The following is a 20,079-nucleotide window of genomic DNA, read 5'->3' on the forward strand; positions in this document are numbered from 1 at the left end:
CTTATACTTTCAGGTTAAGGTTCTCGTACAGTTTCTCAAAATGCTCACACCAGGCCTTTGCCTCGCCGTCCCCGCTCTCGCTTCGCTTCTTCAGGTCAAGGTATCCGTTCTGCTGCATGTAAAAGGCGATGTTTTGGGCTTGCCAGTAGTCTGGCTCCAGTTTGGAACCGTCCAGTACATCCAGTAACTCAATAAGCAGGTTTATCTTTTCCATGTCCTGCGGGTTTTCCTGCACGTGCTTCATCAGCGTATCCACCCGGTTGGTAATGGCAAACTCCAGTTGCTTGTAGTTTAGCCTTACGCGCATGCGGTGCACTTCTTCCAGCACCCGCTTTATTTCATCCACGTTCGGGGTATCGCTTTCAAACTCACGCAGCAGCCGTGCATTTACAATATACTCTACCGTAGTTTGCAACGGACGGGGCAACTTCATACCTATTGTTTTCATGGCCGAGATCAGCGGGTAATTGTTGTCGTAGAGTTGCTGGAAATCGTTCTCCACGCCCTGCATGGTATTGGACAGTACCTGGTCCAGGATCTTTTTCTGATCGTCTTTGAACAAGTGCCAGAAAGAGTAGCTGTGCGATTCGAAATGCTTGTCTAACAACATGATCACTTCGCTTACATTGCCCTTGTCAAAGGCTTCCTTCATCTCAGCCTTCATACTTTCGTAACTCTCGGTATCCATAAATTCGCGCACGCCTCCAAAAAGCTGGTGGTCGCCGAGGTGCAGGGCTGCAAAAGTTATGGTTACTTCTTCCCAGGTGATTTTGGATTTGATTTTTGCGCGGCCTGTCACCATTTTCTGCTTGCCGGCTTCCTGCAGTTCATATGCTTCAGATGTAGCCTTAAAGCTATACAATTCAACTTCTCCTTCTGTCGGATTCTCAAAAAGGGACGAAATGGCATAGTGGGCTCCCACGCGCAGCAGGGTGATGATGGTCGGGGTGACGTGCTTGCGGTAAGCCTCAGCGGCATCCTTGTTCTGCTTAATGTTGCTTTTGGCGTTTTCGAGCAGTTCCAGGAAATGGGTTTCGTAGTCCTTACCGCTTATTTCGTTTGCCAGTTGCAGGGCACGTGCCGCATAAAACACATCCTGCATTGTCTCAATCCCGGTGACCTCGTCAAAGAACCAGCCACAGCTTGTGTAGATAAGCAACGTATGGTACTGCATCTCCATCAGCTTCAGAAACCGTACTTTTTCTTCCTGGCTCAGCTCTTTGGAAGTATGGCTTTTGATAAAATTCTCCACATTCTCTTCTGACCGGTCCATGATCACCTGGATGTAATCGTTGCGTACTGCCCAGGGGGCGGCACCTAGTTTTTGCAATTCCTGCTCATACAGTGGGTCTAACTCATCGCGTATCCAGTCAAAAGACTCGCGGAGTGGCTTGCGCCATTCCTGGTTCCAGTCGGGGTGGCCACCGGTGTTGCAGCCACAGTTGCTGCGCCAGCGCTCCACGCCGTGGGCGCAGCTCCACGAGGTTGCCTCGATGATCTGGGTCTCATATTGTGGCGGGTGCTTTTCCAGGTACTCACCGTAAACGGTTATCCGGGCCAGCTGTTCCTCCTGAGTATGGTGCAGGGCATAAGACAAAGCCATTTCGCCAAAGCGGTGGTGGTGGCCATACGTTTCGCCATCGGTGGCGATGTGCATTAGCTGGGGCTCTTTTGTTTTGTCGTCAAAAGTGCCAACCAGGCGCCTGGCCAGTGTTTCGCCGCTATTTAGCAAACGCTCAAAGGCAATCCCCTGCGATACAGGCCCATCATAAAAGAACAACACGATCTCTTTACCCGAAGGCAATTTGCATAGATATGGCCTGCGTGGGTTGATATTGGCTCCCTCAGCATTGTGCCACTCTTTTTCCCCGAGTTTGCGGTACTGTTTGGCCTGATACGGCGAAAGTATGGTAAACCTGATGCCATGCTCGGCCAGCACTTCCAGTGTTGGGGTGTCGGCAGCGGTTTCAGCCAGCCACATGCCCTCCGGGTCACGGCCAAAGCGTTTCTTGAAATCATAAATGCCCCAGATCACCTGCGTGTGCTTGTCGCGTTCGTTGGCCAGCGGCATGATGATGTGGTTGTATACCTGCGCCAGCGCAGACCCATGACCCGAGAAATGTTCCAGGCTTTGCTTATCGGCTTCAAGTATAGCCTGGTAGGTATCCGGTGCTTTCCGTTCCATCCATTCCAGCAGGGTAGGGCCGAAGTTGAAGCTGATGTTGCTGTAGTTATTGGTAATGGCTATGATTCTGCCTTCGTCATCCAGAATACGTGAGGCGGAGTTGCGGGCATAGCACTCGTCGGTGATGCGTTCGTTCCAGTCGTGGTATGGCGCCGCAGATTCCTGCAGCTCTACCTCGTTCAACCACGGGTTGTCGCGTGGTGGCTGGTAAAAGTGTCCGTGTATGCAAATGTATCGTTCCATGGTGTTATTTCTGTTCCTGAAGTATAAGTATGGATGCTGCCGGAATGGTTATCTCGTCCTGTTGGTGCAGTTCCTGTGGCAGATCATGGCCAGTGCCACCCCACGTGCTGTCAGCAGAGCAGAGCAGTACCAACCAGTTTCCATTAAACTTTTCTTTCTTTAATGTTACTGTCTTTGGTGTGTTATTTATGTTAAATAAGCAATAGATGTAGGGTGGTTTCGTGTGGTGGATCAGGTGCAGCACCCCGTCTTCCATAAAAGCCTGTACTTTGTTCTTGTCTGGCGTAGCCAGGGCAGGCGATGACTTCCGGAGAAGTATAAGGCGTTTATAGTACTCGCGCAGGTGCAGCTGTTTAACATCCGAAGTATAACTGTGCTGCAGTTTCGATTGCTCAAAAGTTTCTTCACTCTGCGGGTCGGGGGCTTCGCCCTGCCAGGCAAACGACGAGAACTCTTCGCGGCGGCCTTTGCGCACGGCTTCAATCAAATTCTTGTCGCTGTGGCTCACGAAGTATAAAAATGGATTTTGCTCACCGTATTCCTCACCCATAAACAGCATGGGCACATAAGGCGAAAGTATAACAAGGCCCGCCACCACTTTCAGCATGTCGTAGCTAACCAACTGGGTAAGCCTTTCGCCGAGCATGCGGTTGCCCACCTGGTCATGGTTCTGGGAAAACACCACAAACTGGTGTGCCAGGTTCTGTGCCGTGGAGCTGCCAAAGGTTCGTTTTCTGTGCTCAGAGTATAAGCCATCATACACAAACGCATGCGTCATTACTTTTGCCAGTTGCTCCTGTGTACCGAACCCAACATAGTAGCCGTCCTGCTCACCGGTAACCATGGCATGTATCACATGATGGAAGTCGTCGTTCCATTGCGCAGCCAAACCATAACCGCCGCGTTCTGCAGGGTTTATCAGCCGCACATCGTTCAGGTCGCTCTCGGCAATTACCAGGTAGGGGCGTTTTTCGTGTTGCTCAAGTTGGTGCACATGCTCCTGCAACTCCTGCAAAAAGTGCCTGGCACCATTGTCGAAAATGGCATGTACCGCATCCAGCCTGAGGGCATCCACATGGTAATCCCGGAACCACATCAGGGCGTTTTGGAAAAAGAAGTTGCGAACCGGGTCGGAGTGGGCATCGTCGAAGTTGATGGCCTCACCCCATGGCGTGTTATACTTATCGGTAAAGTATGGGCCAAAGTCGCGGAGGTAGTTACCCTCCGGCCCCAGGTGGTTGTATACCACATCCAGGATCACGGCTATACTTTGGGCATGGCAGGCATCTACCAGCGCCTTTAACCCCTCCGGCCCTCCATAAGAGTTTTGCACGGCATATGGGTAAACCCCGTCGTATCCCCAGTTACGGTTGCCCGGAAACTGCGCCACGGGCATTATCTCGATGGCGGTAATACCCAGGTTCTTAAGCTGCGGTAACTTTTCTATCACACCCTCAAAAGTACCGTCCTCTGAAAAGGTGCCAACATGCAATTCATAAATAATATACTGCTGCAGTGGTATTCCTTTCCATTTGGTGTCTGTCCAGGCAAAGGCGCTATGGTCAATCACCTCAGAAGGTTTGTGCACACCGTCGGGTTGCGAAAGCGAGGCAGGGTCTGGCCGTTCGGTTTTGTCGTCGAGCACAAATGTGTAGCGCGTGCCGGGTTCGGCCTCTTCTGCAAGGGCTGTCCAGTAGCCGAAGGCCTCTTTCTGCATGGCTATTTTCTGAGCCTTGCCGGTGTGTAGCTTTACTTTTACATCCTCCGCCTTTGGTGCCCACACGGTAAACACAGTCCCTTCCCGGGGTATATACTTTGCACCAATTTCTCTTAAGATAGACATAGAAGCACGGTTTTTTTCAGCTGGTATTAACTCAATTTCAGGGTAATAAGTTGTGGATTTTTAGCGAAGCAGACGCTCTGATAAGTATAAAGCAAGAGTGCGTTTACGGGTTTGGATGGTGTGGTTACGAAAGATATGGTGCGTTTTAGAATATTGTCCGAAACATATTTTTTGTAGCACAGTAACTACATAACTTAAAGTATAACCAATTGCATGGAAGGACTTGAAGGAACCAAACGTGTTGTTATAGAAAATGTAAAGCCGCAGATAAACTGCGGAAGATATCCTGCCAAACGTGTGGTGGGAGAAAAGCTGACCGTTACCGCAGATGTGTTTGCAGATGGCCATGATGAAGTAAAGGCCGCGCTGATCTACCGGCACTCCCGCCGAAAGAAGTGGGAGGAAGTGCCTATGAAATTCCTGGGCAATGACCGCTGGGAGGCCTCATTTACCCCCGAAACTATGGGCCGTTATGAATATACCGTACAAGGTTGGGTAGATCATTTTTACTCCTGGCAAAAGGGGCTCAAGAAAAAGTATGAGGCCAATCAGGATATTAGCGTGGAGTTGCTTATCGGAGCCGAACACCTGGAGAAAGCGGCGGCGAACACCAAGCCGGGCCAGCAAAAGCGCCTGAACAAGTGGGCTGAGCAGCTACGTAACGTAACCTCGGTGGCTGATGCCATGGCTCTGGCCACTGGCCCGGAAGTGAGTGACCTGATGCATGTATGCTGCGAACGCAGCAACGTGAGCACCTATGACAAAGTGCTGCAGCTGGATGTGGAACGACAAAAGGCGCTATTCAGTACCTGGTATGAGTTTTTCCCGAGGTCGGCGGCGCAGGAAGCGGGCAGGCACGGTACTTTTAAAGATGCTGAGCGCCTGTTGCCACGCATCGCCGAGATGGGTTTTGATACCATTTACCTGCCGCCTATCCATCCCATTGGCCGCGCTTTCCGCAAAGGCAAAAACAACTCCGTAACTTCTGAGCCGGGAGAGCCGGGTTCGCCGTGGGCCATCGGTGCCGAAGAAGGCGGACACGATGCCATACTTCTGGAACTGGGCACATTGGATGAGTTCAGGGAGTTTGTGCAGAAGGCCAGGGACTTTGGTATTGAGATAGCCCTGGATTTTGCCATACAGTGCTCACCGGACCACCCTTATGTAAAGGAACATCCGCAATGGTTTAAATGGCGCCCCGATGGCACGGTGCAATATGCCGAGAACCCACCTAAAAAGTACCAGGATGTGTTGCCGGTAAATTTTGAAACAGGAGACTGGCAAAATCTCTGGAAGGAGCTAAGGCGCGTACTGCTGCACTGGATCGATCAGGGGGTGTATATTTTCCGTGTCGATAATCCGCATACCAAGGCCTTTGCGTTCTGGGAATGGGTGATCGCCGATATCCACAGGAATAATCCGCAGGTCATTTTCCTTTCCGAGGCCTTTACCCGGCCACGCGTAATGGAACGACTGGCCAAGATCGGGTTTACGCAAACCTACACCTACTATACCTGGCGCAACACTGCCGACGAACTAAAGCAGTACATGACCGAGCTTACTCAAACCGACCTGCGTGAGTACTACCGCCCAAACTTCTGGCCCAACACCCCGGACATTAACCCTGTGGCGCTGCAGGAGGGAGGCGAGGCAGCCCACATTACCCGTGTGGTAATGGCGGCTACCATGTCATCTAACTATGGCTTGTACGGGCCGGTGTATGAGTTTGGCATTGCCACGCCTGTGCCCGGCAAAGAAGAGTACCTCGACTCGGAAAAGTATGAGATAAAGCACTGGGACTGGGGCAAGATGACCAAGATACGAGAGGTGATCACGCTCATCAATAAGATACGAAAAGTGAACCCGGCCCTGCAAACTACCTGGAACATTGAGTTCGGCGACACCGACAACCCAAGTATACTTTGCTATGCCAAGTGGAGCGATGACCTGAAGAACAAGATGTTGATGGTGGTCAACCTGGACCCGCACAATACACAGGCTGGTTGGGTAAAAGTACCAATCTGGAAGCTAAAGATCCAGCAAGACCAGCAGTACCAGGTGCACGACCTGCTTACCGAACACAAGTATACTTGGTTCGACGAATGGAACTACGTGGAACTACGGCCACATGAAATGCCGGTGCATGTATTCCGGATAGAGGCGGCCACCCCTGGCATGGGCCACGACAGCCTGGACGATACCTGGCTCCCTACTGAACATCACACAAACGAATAAGCAAAACCACCCTTTACCTACACTATGGCAGACGATAAATTCGAACTGGACGACAACATTCATTGGTATAAAGACGCCATCATCTACGAGTTGCACATAAAGGCCTTTAAGGATGGCAACAACGATGGCATCGGAGATTTTAAAGGCCTGATGCAGAAACTGGATTACCTCGAAGACCTGGGGGTGACCGCTATCTGGCTGCTGCCTTTCTACCCGTCCCCGCTGCGCGATGATGGTTATGATATTGCCGACTACCTGAGCATTAACCCGAACTACGGCAACATGCAGGACTTCAAGGCATTTGTGAAAGAGGCGCACCGCCGTGGGCTGAAGGTGATCACGGAACTTGTCATAAACCATACTTCCGACCAGCACCCCTGGTTCCAGCGGGCACGCAGGGCCAAAAAGGGCTCTAAATACCGCGATTGGTATGTGTGGAGTGATGACCCGAACAAGTACAAAGATGTGCGCATCATCTTTACCGATTACGAGCCCAGCAACTGGACCTGGGACCCTGTGGCCGAGCAATACTACTGGCACCGCTTTTTCTCGCACCAACCCGACCTGAACTACGACAACCCAGCCGTGCAGAAAGAGGTGTTTAAAGTGCTGGATTACTGGTTTGACCTGGGTGTAGATGGGTTTAGACTGGATGCCGTGCCTTACCTTTTTGAGCGTGAAGGCACCAACGGCGAGAACCTGCCTGAAACGCACGACTTCCTAAAGAAGCTGCGCGCGCACGTAGACCAGAAGTATAGCGGAAAGCTGCTATTGGCCGAGGCTAACATGTGGCCCGAGGATTCAGCCTCCTACTTCGGCAATGGCGACGAGTGCCACATGAACTATCATTTCCCGATCATGCCGCGCCTGTTCATGTCCCTGAAGATGGAGGACCGCTACCCGATCATCGACATCTTTAACCAGACACCGCCTATACCGGAAAGCTGCCAGTGGGCCATGTTCCTGCGCAACCACGACGAACTAACGCTGGAGATGGTTACCGACGAGGAGCGCGACTACATGTATAAAGTATACACCAAAGACCCGCAGGCGCGCATAAACCTGGGTATTCGTCATCGCCTGGCCCCGCTGCTGGGCAACGACCGCGCCAAGATAGAGCTGATGAATGTGCTGCTTTTCTCGATGCGCGGAACACCGGTAGTATACTATGGCGATGAAATTGGCATGGGCGATAACTACTACCTCGGAGATCGTGACGGCGTGCGTACCCCGATGCAATGGAACGATAACCGCAATGCCGGCTTCTCCGATGCTAATCCGCAAAAGTTATACTTGCCCGTTATCATTGACCCGGAGTACAAGTATGAATCCGTAAACGTGGAAACGCAGAACCACAACAGCAACTCGCTGCTCTGGTGGATGCGCAGGATCATCAACATGCGCAAGCGCTACAAAGCCTTTGGCCGCGGAAGCATAAAGTTCCTGAACCCTAGTAACTCCAAAGTACTGGCTTTTGTGCGCGAGTACGAGGACGAAACCATACTGGTGATCGCCAACCTGTCACGGTTCCCAGAGGCCGTAGAACTTGACCTGCACGACTTTAAGGGGCACGTGCCGGTGGAGGTGTTCAGCAAGAACAAGTTCCCAGCCATAAAAGATGACGACTACCTGTTCACGATTGGGGGGCACGGGTATTACTGGCTGGAGCTGAAACCGCAGGAGGTGGCAAAGGAAACACTGGACCAGCAAAAACGGCCGGCACTGCAGATGGGCTCTTTAAGAGAGCGTTTAAATGCCCCTGTGGTGAGGCTGCTGGAGAACAATTTGTTGCCTCCGTACATTGTGCAGCGCCGCTGGTATGGTGGCAAGGCCCGCACCGTGCAGCGCATGCAGATCATCAGGGATCTGCCGCTGCAGTTTGGTAAACAATATGCCTCGTTGCTGATGATCGAGGTAAGTTATAACGAAGGCCTGCCTGAACTTTACCAATTGCCCATAGCGTTTGCCGACGGCGAAGAAGCAGAAGAGATCAGTAACGGGCACCCGGCCAGTGTTATTGCCCGCGTCAGCCAGGAGGGTAGGGAAGGTATACTTTACGATGCCCTTTACAACGAGGAGTTCCGGCAGTTGCTGCTGCACCTGATCGTGAAGCGCAAGCGTGTTAAGGCGGATGGGGCAGAGATCGTAGGCTTCAGCCACAGGGAGGCAGGCGCCATACTTAGCGAGGCCGGTAACCAGCTTCCTTCTAAGATACTTTCGGCGGAGCAGAGCAATACCTCCATCATCTATAACAACTCCTTTTTCCTGAAAGTATACCGTAAACTGGACCGCATCATAAACCCGGATGTGGAGATAGTGCAGGTACTGACCGACAAAGTAGGTTTTGACCATGTGCCGCGCTTTATGGGTACACTGGAAGAGCACGAGGAGGGCCAGACCCCGATGATACTGGTGATGCTGCAGGAACTGGTGCCTAACCAGGGCGATGCCTGGAGTTATGTAACAGACTCGCTGAAGCGTATGTTCGAGCGTATCCGGACACAAAACCACCGCGTTAAGCTGAAGCCGGCTGTTGGCTCGCTGTCCCGTCCGATGGCTTTTGCCAACATACCCGATGAGGTGCAGATGCAACTTGGCGGTGCCCACGTGGAGCGCATTGAACTGCTGGGCCAGCGCACTGCTGAGATGCACCTGGCACTAAGCAATATTTACGATGACAAGGATTTTACGCCTGATAATTTTTCGCTGCACTATCAGCGTTCTCTTTACTCATCCCTGATCTCGCTGGTGCGCGTGAACTTCGACAGCCTTGCCAGCCACCTGCCAAAGCTTGAAAAGCACGTACGGGCAGAGGCGGAGGAAGTACTAGGCATGCGCGATGAGATCCTTGAAAGGCTGAAACTGATCTTCTCCAGAAAAATAGACACCCTTAAGATCAGGACCCACGGCGATTACCATTTAGGCCAGGTACTGTTCACGGGCAAGGATTTTTACATCATTGATTTTGAGGGTGAGCCGGCCCGTTCATTCAGTGAGCGCAGGTTAAAGCGATCTGCCCTGCGCGATGTGGCCGGCATGATCCGCTCGTTCCATTATGCAGCGTACAGTGCTTATTTCCAGCAGGAGGGTTTGCGCAAGGAGGAGTCGGAGTACCTGGAAGCCTGGGCAGAACAGTGGTACCATTATGCCAGCAATTTCTTTATGCACAATTACCTGGGCAAAACCATGGGCACTGGCGTGGTGCCGCCAAACGAGGAAGATTTTGAGATACTGATTCAGACGTTCCTGCTGGAGAAGGCGATCTATGAATTAGGCTATGAGTTAAACAACCGTCCGGATTGGGTGCTGATCCCGATCAGAGGCATTAAATACATCATGAGGAAGTATAGAAATGGCTAAGAAGAAAGCAGACAAAACAACTGAGACAGGAAGTATAAATGCAACTGGCGGAGCTGGGGCAACAAAGGCGAAAGCAACCAAAAAAGCCGCAACCCAAAAACAGCAGGAGGATGCACCTCTGGCAGAGATGGGGGCACCCATGACGGAACCAGCCACCGGCAAAGCAACAAAGACAGCAAAAAGTAAGACTGCCTCCAAAACAACGGCATCTAAAACCAAAAAAACCGCCACCGCAAAAGAGGTGGATGTGCCTGTTGTAACTGGTGATGGGGTGGCTGAGAAGCCAAGCCTTAAGCCTGCGACCAAAAGTAAGACAAAGGCCGGTGGCGGTAAAAAGCAAAAGGAAACGAGTGCCGCTAAGCCAAAGACAAGCACCAGGAAAAATACTGTGCCAGTCACGGCCATGCCCGAGGAGGTAGCACCCGTAGAGCCGCCTTCCCAAATACAGGAACAGCGTGCGGTGTATCCTGTCAGCAGGCTCACTGAATTTGACGTGTACCTGTTTAAGGAAGGCAGGCATTATAACCTTTATGAGAAGCTTGGTTCGCACCCCATGGAGCATGCAGGCAGGCAAGGCACCTGCTTTGCCGTCTGGGCCCCGAATGCGGAGCAGGTTTCGGTGATAGGCGACTTTAACAGCTGGAACCGTGAGAGTCACCAGTTGTTTGCACGGCAGGATGGTTCTGGTATCTGGGAGGGCTTTGTTCCAGAAGTATCACCGGGTATGTTATACAAATACCATATCAGGTCTCAGTACCATATGTACCAGGTCGAGAAAAGTGACCCTTTTGCCTTTGCCCGTGAAATGCCCCCGCAAACAGCATCAGTGGTTACCGACCTGGACTATGAATGGCAGGACGAAGCCTGGATGCAACGGCGCAAAGAGTTGACTGGTCAGCCGCAGCCTTACAGTGTGTACGAACTGCACCTGGGCTCGTGGCGCCGCAAAACCGAAGATAACAACCGCCCTTTAACCTACCGCGAACTGGCCGAAGAACTGCCTGCCTACGTGCAAAGTATGGGCTTTACGCATGTGGAGCTGATGCCGGTCATGTTCCATCCTTTCAGCGGATCCTGGGGGTACCAGATAACAGGTTATTTCGCAGCGCACAGCCTGCTAGGCTCACCGCAGGACCTGATGCACCTGATCGACGTGCTGCACCAGCACGGCATTGGAGTTATACTTGACTGGGTACCTTCGCACTTTCCTTCTGATGAGCACGGTCTGGCATACTTCGACGGCACGCACCTGTTCGAGCACGCCGATCCGCGCAAGGGCTTCCACCCCGACTGGAACAGCTACATCTTTAACTATGGCCGCAACGAGGTAAGGTCTTTCCTGATCAGCAATGCGTTGTTCTGGCTGGAGAAATACCATGCCGATGGGCTGCGTGTGGATGCTGTGGCCTCGATGCTATACTTAGACTACAGTCGCCGCGAAGGGGAATGGATACCAAACGAACATGGCGGCCGGGAGAACCTGGAGGCGATTTCTTTCCTGAAAGACTTTAACCAGGCGGTGCACGAGCGTTTCCCGGATGTGCAGACCGTGGCCGAGGAATCGACGGCATGGCCGGCGGTTACCGGCAAAGTAGAGCAGGGGGGACTTGGCTTTAACATGAAGTGGATGATGGGTTGGATGCACGATACGCTGCATTACTTCTCCAAAGACCCGATCTACCGTCGCCACCACCAGGGCGAGATCACATTCAGTCTGGTTTATGCCTTTTCGGAAAGGTTTATGCTGCCGCTGTCGCATGACGAGGTAGTGCATGGAAAAGGTGCCCTGGCTCGTAAAATGCCCGGCGATGAATGGCAACGCTTTGCCAACCTGCGTGCCTTGTATGCTTATATGTATGCGCACCCTGGTGCCAAGCTCTTGTTCATGGGCTGCGAGTTTGGCCAGACCAGCGAGTGGAACCACGACATCGGCCTGGACTGGCACCTGCTTCAATACGGCTTCCATCAGGGCATACAGGAAGCCCTCCGCGACCTGAACGCTATCTACAAGTCTGAGCCTGCACTTTATGCCCGTGCTTTTGAGCCGGAGGGTTTCGAATGGGTTGACTTCCAGGACGCCCACAACTCCGTGATCAGCTTTCTCAGGAAAGGAACCACGCCATCAGAGGAGGTGCTGGTGGTCTGCAACCTGACCCCTGTACTGCACGAGCATTACAAACTGGGTGTGCCCCACTTAGGCGAGTATGTGCAGGTGTTTAACAGCGACGATGGACGCTACGGCGGCAGCAATGTGCACAACACAGCACCTGTTCAGGCAGTGCCGGAAACTTACCATGGCCGCGAAAACTCGATCGTGCTAAAGCTGCCGCCGCTGGCAGTAGTGTATTTTAAGTTAAAGAGTTAGGGAGTTTTAGAGGTAGAGAGTTGAGAGTTTCTGGGATGCTTGCCTCAAAGGGAAGAGGGATGTAAATACATGCTGCTTAAAACTACAATTGAGGAGGCAAGTATAAATTTTTAATCTACCACGAGTTGAAAACTCGCGGTAGCTGTCAGGCTTATTTATACTTGTGCCTTAACCATAGCCCTTCGGAGGAGGGCCGTACAATTTACTTTTCCTATCTGGTAAAGTTGATGTCCTTATCATTTCTCCATGTAAGGCTGCCAGTTCACGATCAGCACCTTCTCGTCCTCGAGCAGCAGGTAGCCGTAGTCGTAGCAGAAGTGGTAGGTGTTGCCGTTCTTGGTGCGGTAAAGGTGGGTGAAGTGGCGGAAGTCGAAGCCGGCCAGCTGCAGCACCTCGCGCCTTAGGGTTGTCTTACCCTCGGGGCTGGCACGCTGCAGCACCTGGCGGTTGTGGCGGAGTTTGCTGTTGATCTCTTTCATCAGGCGCTCGCCCGAATCCTCAGTCCTCCGTTTGTTACTTGCTGCCGCGCGGCACTGGTTAGAGCAGAACCGCTTGTCTGCCCTGCCTAATAAAGATTGTCCGCATTGTATGCAGGGTCTGCTGCTGGTTTGTGTTTTCATGTTGCGCCAGATAAGCGTTTGTAAACGTTTAAAATCGTTTTATACGTTTACAAACGCATCTATGCGCATAGTCTGCGCTTATAAAGTATAAAAACCAGTACTTAGAGGCTGAAAGCATTGCCAGCAGATCTATGTACTATACGAATTCCCATCCTGTTATCTTCCTGAACCCCCTCGAGCACGAGGGCAAAACGTTCATCCGCATCTGGCACAAGCCCAACCCCTTCATCAGCAAGCGGTTGAAGGAGGCCGCCTGGGTTAAGTACAGCAAGACTTACAAGTGCTTTGTGATGCAGCGGAATGACAAGAGCATCGAGCAGTTGCACCGGCATTTTGAGGGATTGGCCAGGGTAGACAGCCGATACCTCGACCGCCCTAAGAGGCTGCGCCCGGCGGAGGGTGCCACGGTGCTGGCCGCAGGCCATGCCTCGGAGCCGCTGGCAAGGGTAACTGCATTGCCTGTGGTTCGTCTGCAACCCCTTGCGCACGAGGGTAAGACACTCATACAGCTATCATTTCAGTACAGCAAGGAGATCTATACTTGCCTGTGGAAATTCAGCGGATGCACCTGGATCAGGGAGCTGAAGTGCTTTGCGATGGGAACTGAGGCCAGGTGCTTTCACCAGCTGCTCGATACGCTGGAAGGCGTGGCGCAGGTGTGGCTTGCGCAGACGCTCCGTATCCGTGACCTGCCACTGCAAGCCAGGCTCTGGGAGCAGAACTATGTGAAAGCGGCCGGTTACATCAGCTGCCCCATGGCTTTTGTTGAGAAGCTTTTCCTGCTCAACTACTCCCTCAACACCATCCGCACCTACCACTCGCTGCTGCTCCGCTTTCTGAACGGGCACGGCGAACAGGGCATGGAAAACATCAACGCCTTTACGGCAGAGGAGATCAACCAGTACCACCGGGGCATGGTGCAGAGCCAAAGGTACTCCCATTCCACGGTGAGCCAGAGCATCAACGCCGTCAAGTTCTATTTCCAGCGCGTGCTGGGCCGCCACAGCGTGCGCCCGGAGGATGTGGAGCGCCCCGAGAAACCGAGGCGGCTGCCGCAGGTGCTCAGCAAGCAGGAGGTGCTGCGCATCCTGGCCGTGACTGAGAACCTGAAGCACCGCTGCCTGCTGCAGCTGCTTTACTCGGGTGGCCTGCGGATCAGTGAGGTGATCAACCTCAAAATCACCGATGTGCGCTCAGACAGGAACCTGCTTTTTATCCGCGGGGGCAAGGGCAAGAAGGACCGCACCACGCTGCTCTCGCAAAAGCTGCTGGAGAGCCTCAGGGCCTACTATAAAGAGTACAGGCCGAAGGTATGGCTTTTTGAGGGGCAGACAGGCGGGCAGTACACCGTGGAAAGCATCCGAAGCGTGTTCAGGGCAAGCATGGAGAAGGCGGGCGTGAAGACGAAGGCCACCCCGCACACCCTGCGCCATTCCTTTGCCACGCACCTGCTGGAGCAGGGCACTGACCTGAGGTATATCCAGACCCTGCTGGGGCACCGCTCGAGCAGGACCACCTAGATCTACACCCACGTGACCAGCTACGCGATAGACAAAATCACCAGCCCACTGGATTGTTTGTAAAATTATACTATATTGGCTTAAAATTTTAAAACCGATGAAAGCGCAAGTATACAGGTACAACGGCAGGGTAAAAGTGACAGGAAACAGCCTGGCCACCTTCGCACATAGTGCCCATAACCGTATGTTCACGCTTTCCCGGTAGTTGGGGTAAACTTGAAAGATTAAATTTAAGATATGACTCTACAGTTGTTTAAAACAATTTATTACATTTATGATAAGTTTATTTATAGGGGAACCTTGAAAAAGATTCATGTCTCAGGTTTTTCCAAAGAGCATGCCGTTGCCTCATTCGCTTTTTTGCAGTTAATGAACATTCTTACTGCTATGAACTTATCAGGGTTTGTTTGGATATGGAAGGTAAATATACTCATTCCTTTTACTGGCAGTATGTTACTATACTTTTTAAATCGGCATCTATTCATAGACAAAAAACTCGACCAAAAACCATCAGTCCAAATGATAATTGGTACAGTTACCTATGTCGTTTTAAGTTTAGTAATCTTTTGCCTTTCATTTATTAAAATCGTTCCAAAATAACTGAATAAACAGAAATCGCTAAAAAAGCTTAACCCCAACCAAGCCTATAAATTATGCTTCGGCTTAGCCTCGCACACTTTATTAGCCAAGCCCGTTCTCAGTAATAGAAATGAATAATAGAGTAGAAGTAGAAACTTCGGAATTTAGAATTCAACTTGCTTTAAGTGATGGAAGTAATATTATGTCTCATCTCTTAGACATAAGAGTGCATAAAGGAGAAGAAGAGTTAAATCATGTGTCTGTTGAAGTACATGGTACAGCCTTACTCTATACTGCATCTAATATAAATGAAGGGGCAACAGTAATTGCTGAAGGCGATTCACTATACATTAGCTGTGGAGATACTATTTATTCATTCCAATTACCTACATTAAAATTAAACTGGACTTACTGCCCAGATCAGTTTGAACTATATGAAATGTATAGGTTAGAAAATGACCTTCTGATACGTGGGGAGTTAGCTGTTCATCGCATTGACAAAAATGGAAACAGTATCTGGCGGTATGGCGGTAAGGATATTTTCGTCAGCATGGAAGGAGAAGAAGAAGTTAAAGTTTATGATGACTATATAATTCTTACTGACTTCAATGGTGATAAGTATAAAATAGATTACAACGGTAAAACAATCGAATAACTACTTCTGAGAACAAGAGCTAAAACACACTTAGGCGTGCTTTAGCCAATCCGTTGGACTAAACTTTAAAGTATAGAAACCAGAATTTTAAAAAGAAATAATAATCTCTTAGTAGAAGATGTTCAGAGCAATTTATTATATCTATGACTCTTATGTTTACAAGGGAATAATCGGTAAAATTCATGGAAATGGTTTTTCCAAAGAACATGCCTTAGGAGTATTTTCTTTCCTTCAACTCTGTAATTTAATCACAGTACTAATATTATTACAGATAAGATGGTTTGTGGAGCTGCATATTTTCTTCCAGTTCTCCTTTGCAATGCTAATTTACTTTATAAATCGTTGGCTGTTTATAGATAAGGAATATAAAGAAAAGCCATCTTTACTGATGATTATCGCAGCCTTTTCATATGCTGTTGGGAGTGTTTTAATTCTCTGTTTGTCTTTAATTATTGGGGAGCCAAGATGACAAATATTGAGAGGAGAAAACTTTAAAAAAAAGCTTAGTCCAACACAGCACATGAGCAAAGCTGCGGCTACACCTTGCTCACCTCATGTACAAGACCGTTAGGCGAAATTTTAAGCTATGAAGACAAGGTTATTTTACAAGGAATTTCAGAAGCCACTTGCTGTGACACTCCTTCTAATGCTGTTGTTAGGTAACCCAGCATTTGCACAAACATCTTTTTTTGTACCAAAATATTGGGGGACTTACTTAGTCCTTCATCTTTTACCCATCTTAGGATTATTAATTTCATTGTTATGGGGTAAAAAGCATTCCGCTGCCAGAGTTATAGCTTATGGGTTGTGTGGTATAGCTGCCATTTTGGGACTGCTAATTATACTCATCCACCTGTTTCTTAACGAAGAAGGTTTGTTCCTCTTACTCACGCTCACATCCTTGTCAATAGGAGTGATAATAATGACCGACAAAAGAAAAGAAAAACAAGCGCCTAACCACACCTAAACTTTAGCTCCGCCACAGTTTAGCAAAGACCGTTAGGGTCAAATTAAATCGAAGAAGAAATGGAGTTTCTACTTTTTGACATTTTACAAGCTGGAATTGGAAGGCTATACCTTCTGTTGAGATACAGGAAGAAAGAACTCATTGCTAAAGTGCTGGAAGAAAAATATGAAGGAAGCTATAGTAACGCAGGGAAGCTTTTGTCATTAAATTTCTTTGCTGTACTCTTTGGACTATTGCTTTTCGGGTTTATGATTTCTGTCATCATTGGCTCGTTTAAATGAACAGGTGCGGGAATAAAGAATTGACGTACGGTCAGTACAGAATGAAAAGGAATTTATCTGTAGGACGTGCAAAATGAATTGACTTACAGACCGCGCAGAATTAAAAGAATTTCTCTTGTAAACGTGCAGGATTTTACTCTGCACCACCACCATAGTCTTTGCTGTTGCCTCCACTATTCTGGAAGTAAGAAAAGAAGGAACGGCAGTCGGAACACCAGCGGCAGTAGCCTTGGACAAAGAAAAAGTAGTAGCTCGAACAGTAGAAAATCATACCCTAACCCAGCCTACAAGTTATGCTTCGGCTACGCCTCGCACACCTTATCAGGCAAACCGTTAGCATTAAAATGAACTATAAATTAAATATGAAAACAATCTTTCAAGCCATTCTTGTTGCTGTTGCATTAAGCTCATGCAATCCTGACGTAAAAACAGAAACAATTAGTAATAGTATCAATCAAACGGCAGTTGATAATTCAGACGCTCAATCTGCCCACTTCGCTCAGACAAAGGGAGAAAGCGAGTCCACGCAACAAAAGACTAGCAGCCTGATAGGCAAAACCAGTGTTGAAATAGAAAGCATGGGTTGGTTTAGTTGCGCTGGCACTGTAATAGATTCTGAAAAAAGCGAGATTAAGTACGCCGTCTCCCAACTTGCTAAATCACAAAAGGAATGTAGAAACGGCGAAGGTAAGATTCTGCTTGAAAGGTTTGTTAGGAGAAATGGGGACAAAGCTGTGTTTGAAGTCATAGATGAAATCAACATACAGTCAAACTATCCTGAAAAAGAATACAGCTGGACAACCTGTGAAGTAAAAGGTGCTGATGGTGAGCAATTTTATTTGATACATTTTAAAGACCAGCGGCAGGCTGAGCTCACGGAAATCTATGAATTGTGGGCTGTAGACCTTATTGCTGGTAAGTTTGTGAAGGTGAAGAGTTCGGAGGGTGTCACTTGCGTAAATCGTGACTACACTGAGGGATTATAAATTCTTATGCTAACCACACCTTTACCATAGCTTCGCCAAGGCAAAGCCAAGTCCGTAAGCAATTATGAGAAACATCTGTAACATAATTTTAATTTCAATATTCGCAGTTGGTTTAGCTAATGCTCAAGACAATCTAAAGACTGTCGAATACGACGAATTATTGAAATTGAAAGTTGATGAAAACCGATTTACATTTGGTTGGCTATACAATGTTTTCAGCGGAATTCCTTGTTTCAGAGATTATACAAAATCGGATATTCAAACTGAACTTGTTGACCCAAAAACGGACTCGATTATCTATACTTCATCAGAACCAAAAAGAAACGGATTGATAATCGTTCCTGACAACATAAGAGTTGACAAAAAAAGCAATAAATTTCAAATTAGCGGAAAAATAACCGGAGGTTGGGAAAGTGTAATTCCAACTGAATTTAAAATTTACATTGGACATCGGAACGACACGATTTCTAATACAACTCTTTCACCAAACTTGCACGGAGACATATATTTTAATGGAAAAAAAGTGGACAGTACAATTGTCATTGATACAGTTCCAGCCTTTTATATGAGTGATTTACAAAAATTTGAGGCTTATCGAGGAAAGGAATATTTAGAAAACTCAAAATACAAGGAAATGCTTTTTGAAATTAATGGAATAATAGACGAAAAGAGTATTTTAGTATTTGGACTTTCGTCACGCTATGCCGAGATATTTGAAATTGGAAAATTATTAACCGAATAAAATAACTGCTTACAACAATGGCTATAAGTAATTGCTTCTACTCCGCCTACTTTGGAAATTCCTTCGGAATTTCCAACTTGGTGTGTACTTGCAAAAGTTAGTGCTAACCCACGCAACTACTCATAGCCGAGACCGTTAGGCTCAAACAGCAATCATTGGAAAGACTATACTACATATTAAAACTTCAGCTGGATAATCAGATTAACTACCTGATTTGGTTTTCTGATGAACTTGATGGTTTGGTAGTAAATTCTTCTACAGCTAAAATAATAGCATTTAAGAATAAGAAAGAACTGTTAGAATTTGCAAAGAATAATAAATTAGTCATTCAAGATGAAAAGCCTGTACTGCATAATTTGGATTACGTTCAAGACTGGATAAAAAGCGGGGCAATTGATATAGATTGTCAGAAGGCTTTGATTGCTTGGAATCTGTTTACAGATGTAGTGACGACGCTGAATCTTGAATTTAAGGGAAATAAAAAGAATAAAATTAGAAACAAGATTTACGACAAACTCTTCTTTGGGTCAAATATTCCTGCAATTACTCCAGCAGGAGAGGAATTTGCTCCTAAATGGACAAAAGCAGAGTTAACTACAATGGCTGACATTATGAAAGAAGGTATAGCAATTACAAGAAGCAAACTGCAAGAAGTATAAAAATGTCAGAGCCTAACAATGTGCAGCTCTTAGGCTCAGCTTCACTTCGCCCATCGGCTGCACGAGTAACGTTGACACAAATAAAAAGTATGAAAACAAAATTTTTACTATTAATATCCTTGATAGCCTTTTATAGCTGCCAGTCTCCCAACGCTGAGACAGAGATGCAGGAAGGGCATTTTCCTGAAGCGAGCAAAGATGTTCTACAGGTAGAGGCATCCACTCTTGTTAACCAAAACCCTCCAATAGGTGAGAACGATGAATACTTAGATTGGGGAAGTATACTTATTAACGGCAAATTCCCCCTGGCAACATCGGTGAAGAACATAGAAGGCCTTTTAGGCAAGGCTGATAGTGTGGTGAGCATAAATTGGAACAACACCTGTTCTTCTCGTTACTCAAGCGAAGATTCAAGAAATGCTTATTTCGGCGGCGTACAATTCGAACAGTTCGGGGACTCATTGGATTTCCAACTCGCTAACTTCAGAAAAGACCACAGCGTGTTCCTCCAAAGTGGAAGCCTAAAGCTGAGCCATGCCACTACTTTAGATGAAATCAGGAAACACTTTCCAAAAGCAGTCAAAAACATTCGCAAGAACTTTTACCTTATTGATGGTAAGGATGCAGACGCAGTCAACTTGCCGCCCTCGAAAGAATTTTCTGACGGTCAATGGATACTCATGTTCCAAAACGGAAAGCTTATTAGGATAGACAACTGGTTCCCGTGCTAAAAATTACTTTTGTCAACCACACCTTTACCATAGCTACGCCATGGCAAAGCCCAGTCCGTTACCCACAATAGAAATTATAAAAAGTTTACATATAAGGAAACTTTACTT

At 48.3% G+C, this 20,079-nt stretch carries 14 protein-coding genes; 11 read left to right on the forward strand and 3 right to left on the reverse strand.

Features of this window, described 5'->3' with window-relative positions:
- Nucleotide 1: 1 nt before the first annotated feature.
- Nucleotides 2-2,428, reverse strand: coding sequence for a DUF3536 domain-containing protein (locus tag AC4BAP_RS05920; protein WP_490581700.1), 2,427 nt, complete (start codon nucleotides 2,426-2,428; stop codon nucleotides 2-4).
- A gap of 4 nt (nucleotides 2,429-2,432) precedes the next feature.
- Nucleotides 2,433-4,271: a malto-oligosyltrehalose trehalohydrolase gene (treZ, locus tag AC4BAP_RS05925; RefSeq protein WP_490581701.1), complete on the reverse strand. Its 1,839-nt coding sequence runs from the start codon at nucleotides 4,269-4,271 to the stop codon at nucleotides 2,433-2,435.
- A 213-nt stretch (nucleotides 4,272-4,484) separates the two neighbouring features.
- On the opposite strand from treZ, the gene AC4BAP_RS05930 reads away from it, so the two are divergent.
- The 3 genes from AC4BAP_RS05930 to glgB are packed head-to-tail and all read left to right on the forward strand — an operon-like array spanning nucleotide 4,485 to nucleotide 12,231.
- Nucleotides 4,485-6,506: an alpha-1,4-glucan--maltose-1-phosphate maltosyltransferase gene (locus tag AC4BAP_RS05930; RefSeq protein WP_490581702.1), complete on the forward strand. Its 2,022-nt coding sequence runs from the start codon at nucleotides 4,485-4,487 to the stop codon at nucleotides 6,504-6,506.
- 24 nt (nucleotides 6,507-6,530) lie between these two features.
- Nucleotides 6,531-9,866, forward strand: a complete 3,336-nt coding sequence (gene treS, locus AC4BAP_RS05935) for a maltose alpha-D-glucosyltransferase (RefSeq protein WP_490581703.1) — start codon at nucleotides 6,531-6,533, stop codon at nucleotides 9,864-9,866.
- Nucleotides 9,859-12,231 carry a 1,4-alpha-glucan branching protein GlgB gene (gene glgB / locus AC4BAP_RS05940; protein ID WP_490581704.1) on the forward strand — a complete coding sequence of 791 codons (2,373 nt, stop codon included), beginning with the start codon at nucleotides 9,859-9,861 and terminating at the stop codon, nucleotides 12,229-12,231. Before treS ends, glgB begins: the two co-directional genes overlap by 8 nt.
- 236 nt (nucleotides 12,232-12,467) lie before the next feature.
- Here glgB and AC4BAP_RS05945 read toward each other — a convergent pair whose 3' ends face one another.
- A complete protein-coding gene (locus AC4BAP_RS05945) occupies nucleotides 12,468-12,851 on the reverse strand; it encodes a hypothetical protein (RefSeq protein WP_490581705.1) in 384 nt (127 codons plus the stop codon).
- A 131-nt stretch (nucleotides 12,852-12,982) separates the two neighbouring features.
- Between AC4BAP_RS05945 and AC4BAP_RS05950 the strand changes: the two genes are divergently transcribed.
- The 8 genes from AC4BAP_RS05950 (at nucleotide 12,983) to AC4BAP_RS05985 (ending at nucleotide 19,971) form a co-directional block, all read left to right on the forward strand.
- On the forward strand, nucleotides 12,983-14,371 hold the full coding sequence (locus AC4BAP_RS05950) for a tyrosine-type recombinase/integrase (RefSeq protein WP_490581706.1): 1,389 nt from the start codon (nucleotides 12,983-12,985) through the stop codon (nucleotides 14,369-14,371).
- Nucleotides 14,372-15,080: 709 nt separating this feature from the next.
- Entirely contained in the window at nucleotides 15,081-15,605 is a 525-nt protein-coding gene (locus tag AC4BAP_RS05955) for a hypothetical protein (RefSeq protein ID WP_490581707.1), read from the forward strand.
- 586 nt (nucleotides 15,606-16,191) lie between these two features.
- The gene (locus AC4BAP_RS05960; protein ID WP_490581708.1) at nucleotides 16,192-16,572 is read left to right on the forward strand and encodes a hypothetical protein; all 381 of its coding nucleotides are present in this window, start codon (nucleotides 16,192-16,194) and stop codon (nucleotides 16,570-16,572) included.
- 59 nt (nucleotides 16,573-16,631) lie between these two features.
- Nucleotides 16,632-16,853, forward strand: coding sequence for a hypothetical protein (locus AC4BAP_RS05965; protein WP_490581709.1), 222 nt, complete (start codon nucleotides 16,632-16,634; stop codon nucleotides 16,851-16,853).
- 344 nt (nucleotides 16,854-17,197) lie between these two features.
- The gene (locus AC4BAP_RS05970; RefSeq protein WP_490581710.1) at nucleotides 17,198-17,839 is read left to right on the forward strand and encodes a hypothetical protein; all 642 of its coding nucleotides are present in this window, start codon (nucleotides 17,198-17,200) and stop codon (nucleotides 17,837-17,839) included.
- Nucleotides 17,840-17,903: 64 nt separating this feature from the next.
- Entirely contained in the window at nucleotides 17,904-18,581 is a 678-nt protein-coding gene (locus AC4BAP_RS05975; RefSeq protein WP_490581711.1) for a hypothetical protein, read from the forward strand.
- 155 nt (nucleotides 18,582-18,736) lie between these two features.
- Nucleotides 18,737-19,240: a hypothetical protein gene (locus tag AC4BAP_RS05980; protein WP_490581712.1), complete on the forward strand. Its 504-nt coding sequence runs from the start codon at nucleotides 18,737-18,739 to the stop codon at nucleotides 19,238-19,240.
- 89 nt (nucleotides 19,241-19,329) lie between these two features.
- Nucleotides 19,330-19,971, forward strand: coding sequence for a hypothetical protein (locus AC4BAP_RS05985; protein ID WP_490581713.1), 642 nt, complete (start codon nucleotides 19,330-19,332; stop codon nucleotides 19,969-19,971).
- Nucleotides 19,972-20,079: the final 108 nt, after the last annotated feature.

The organism is Pontibacter sp. GD7, assembly GCF_058216375.1.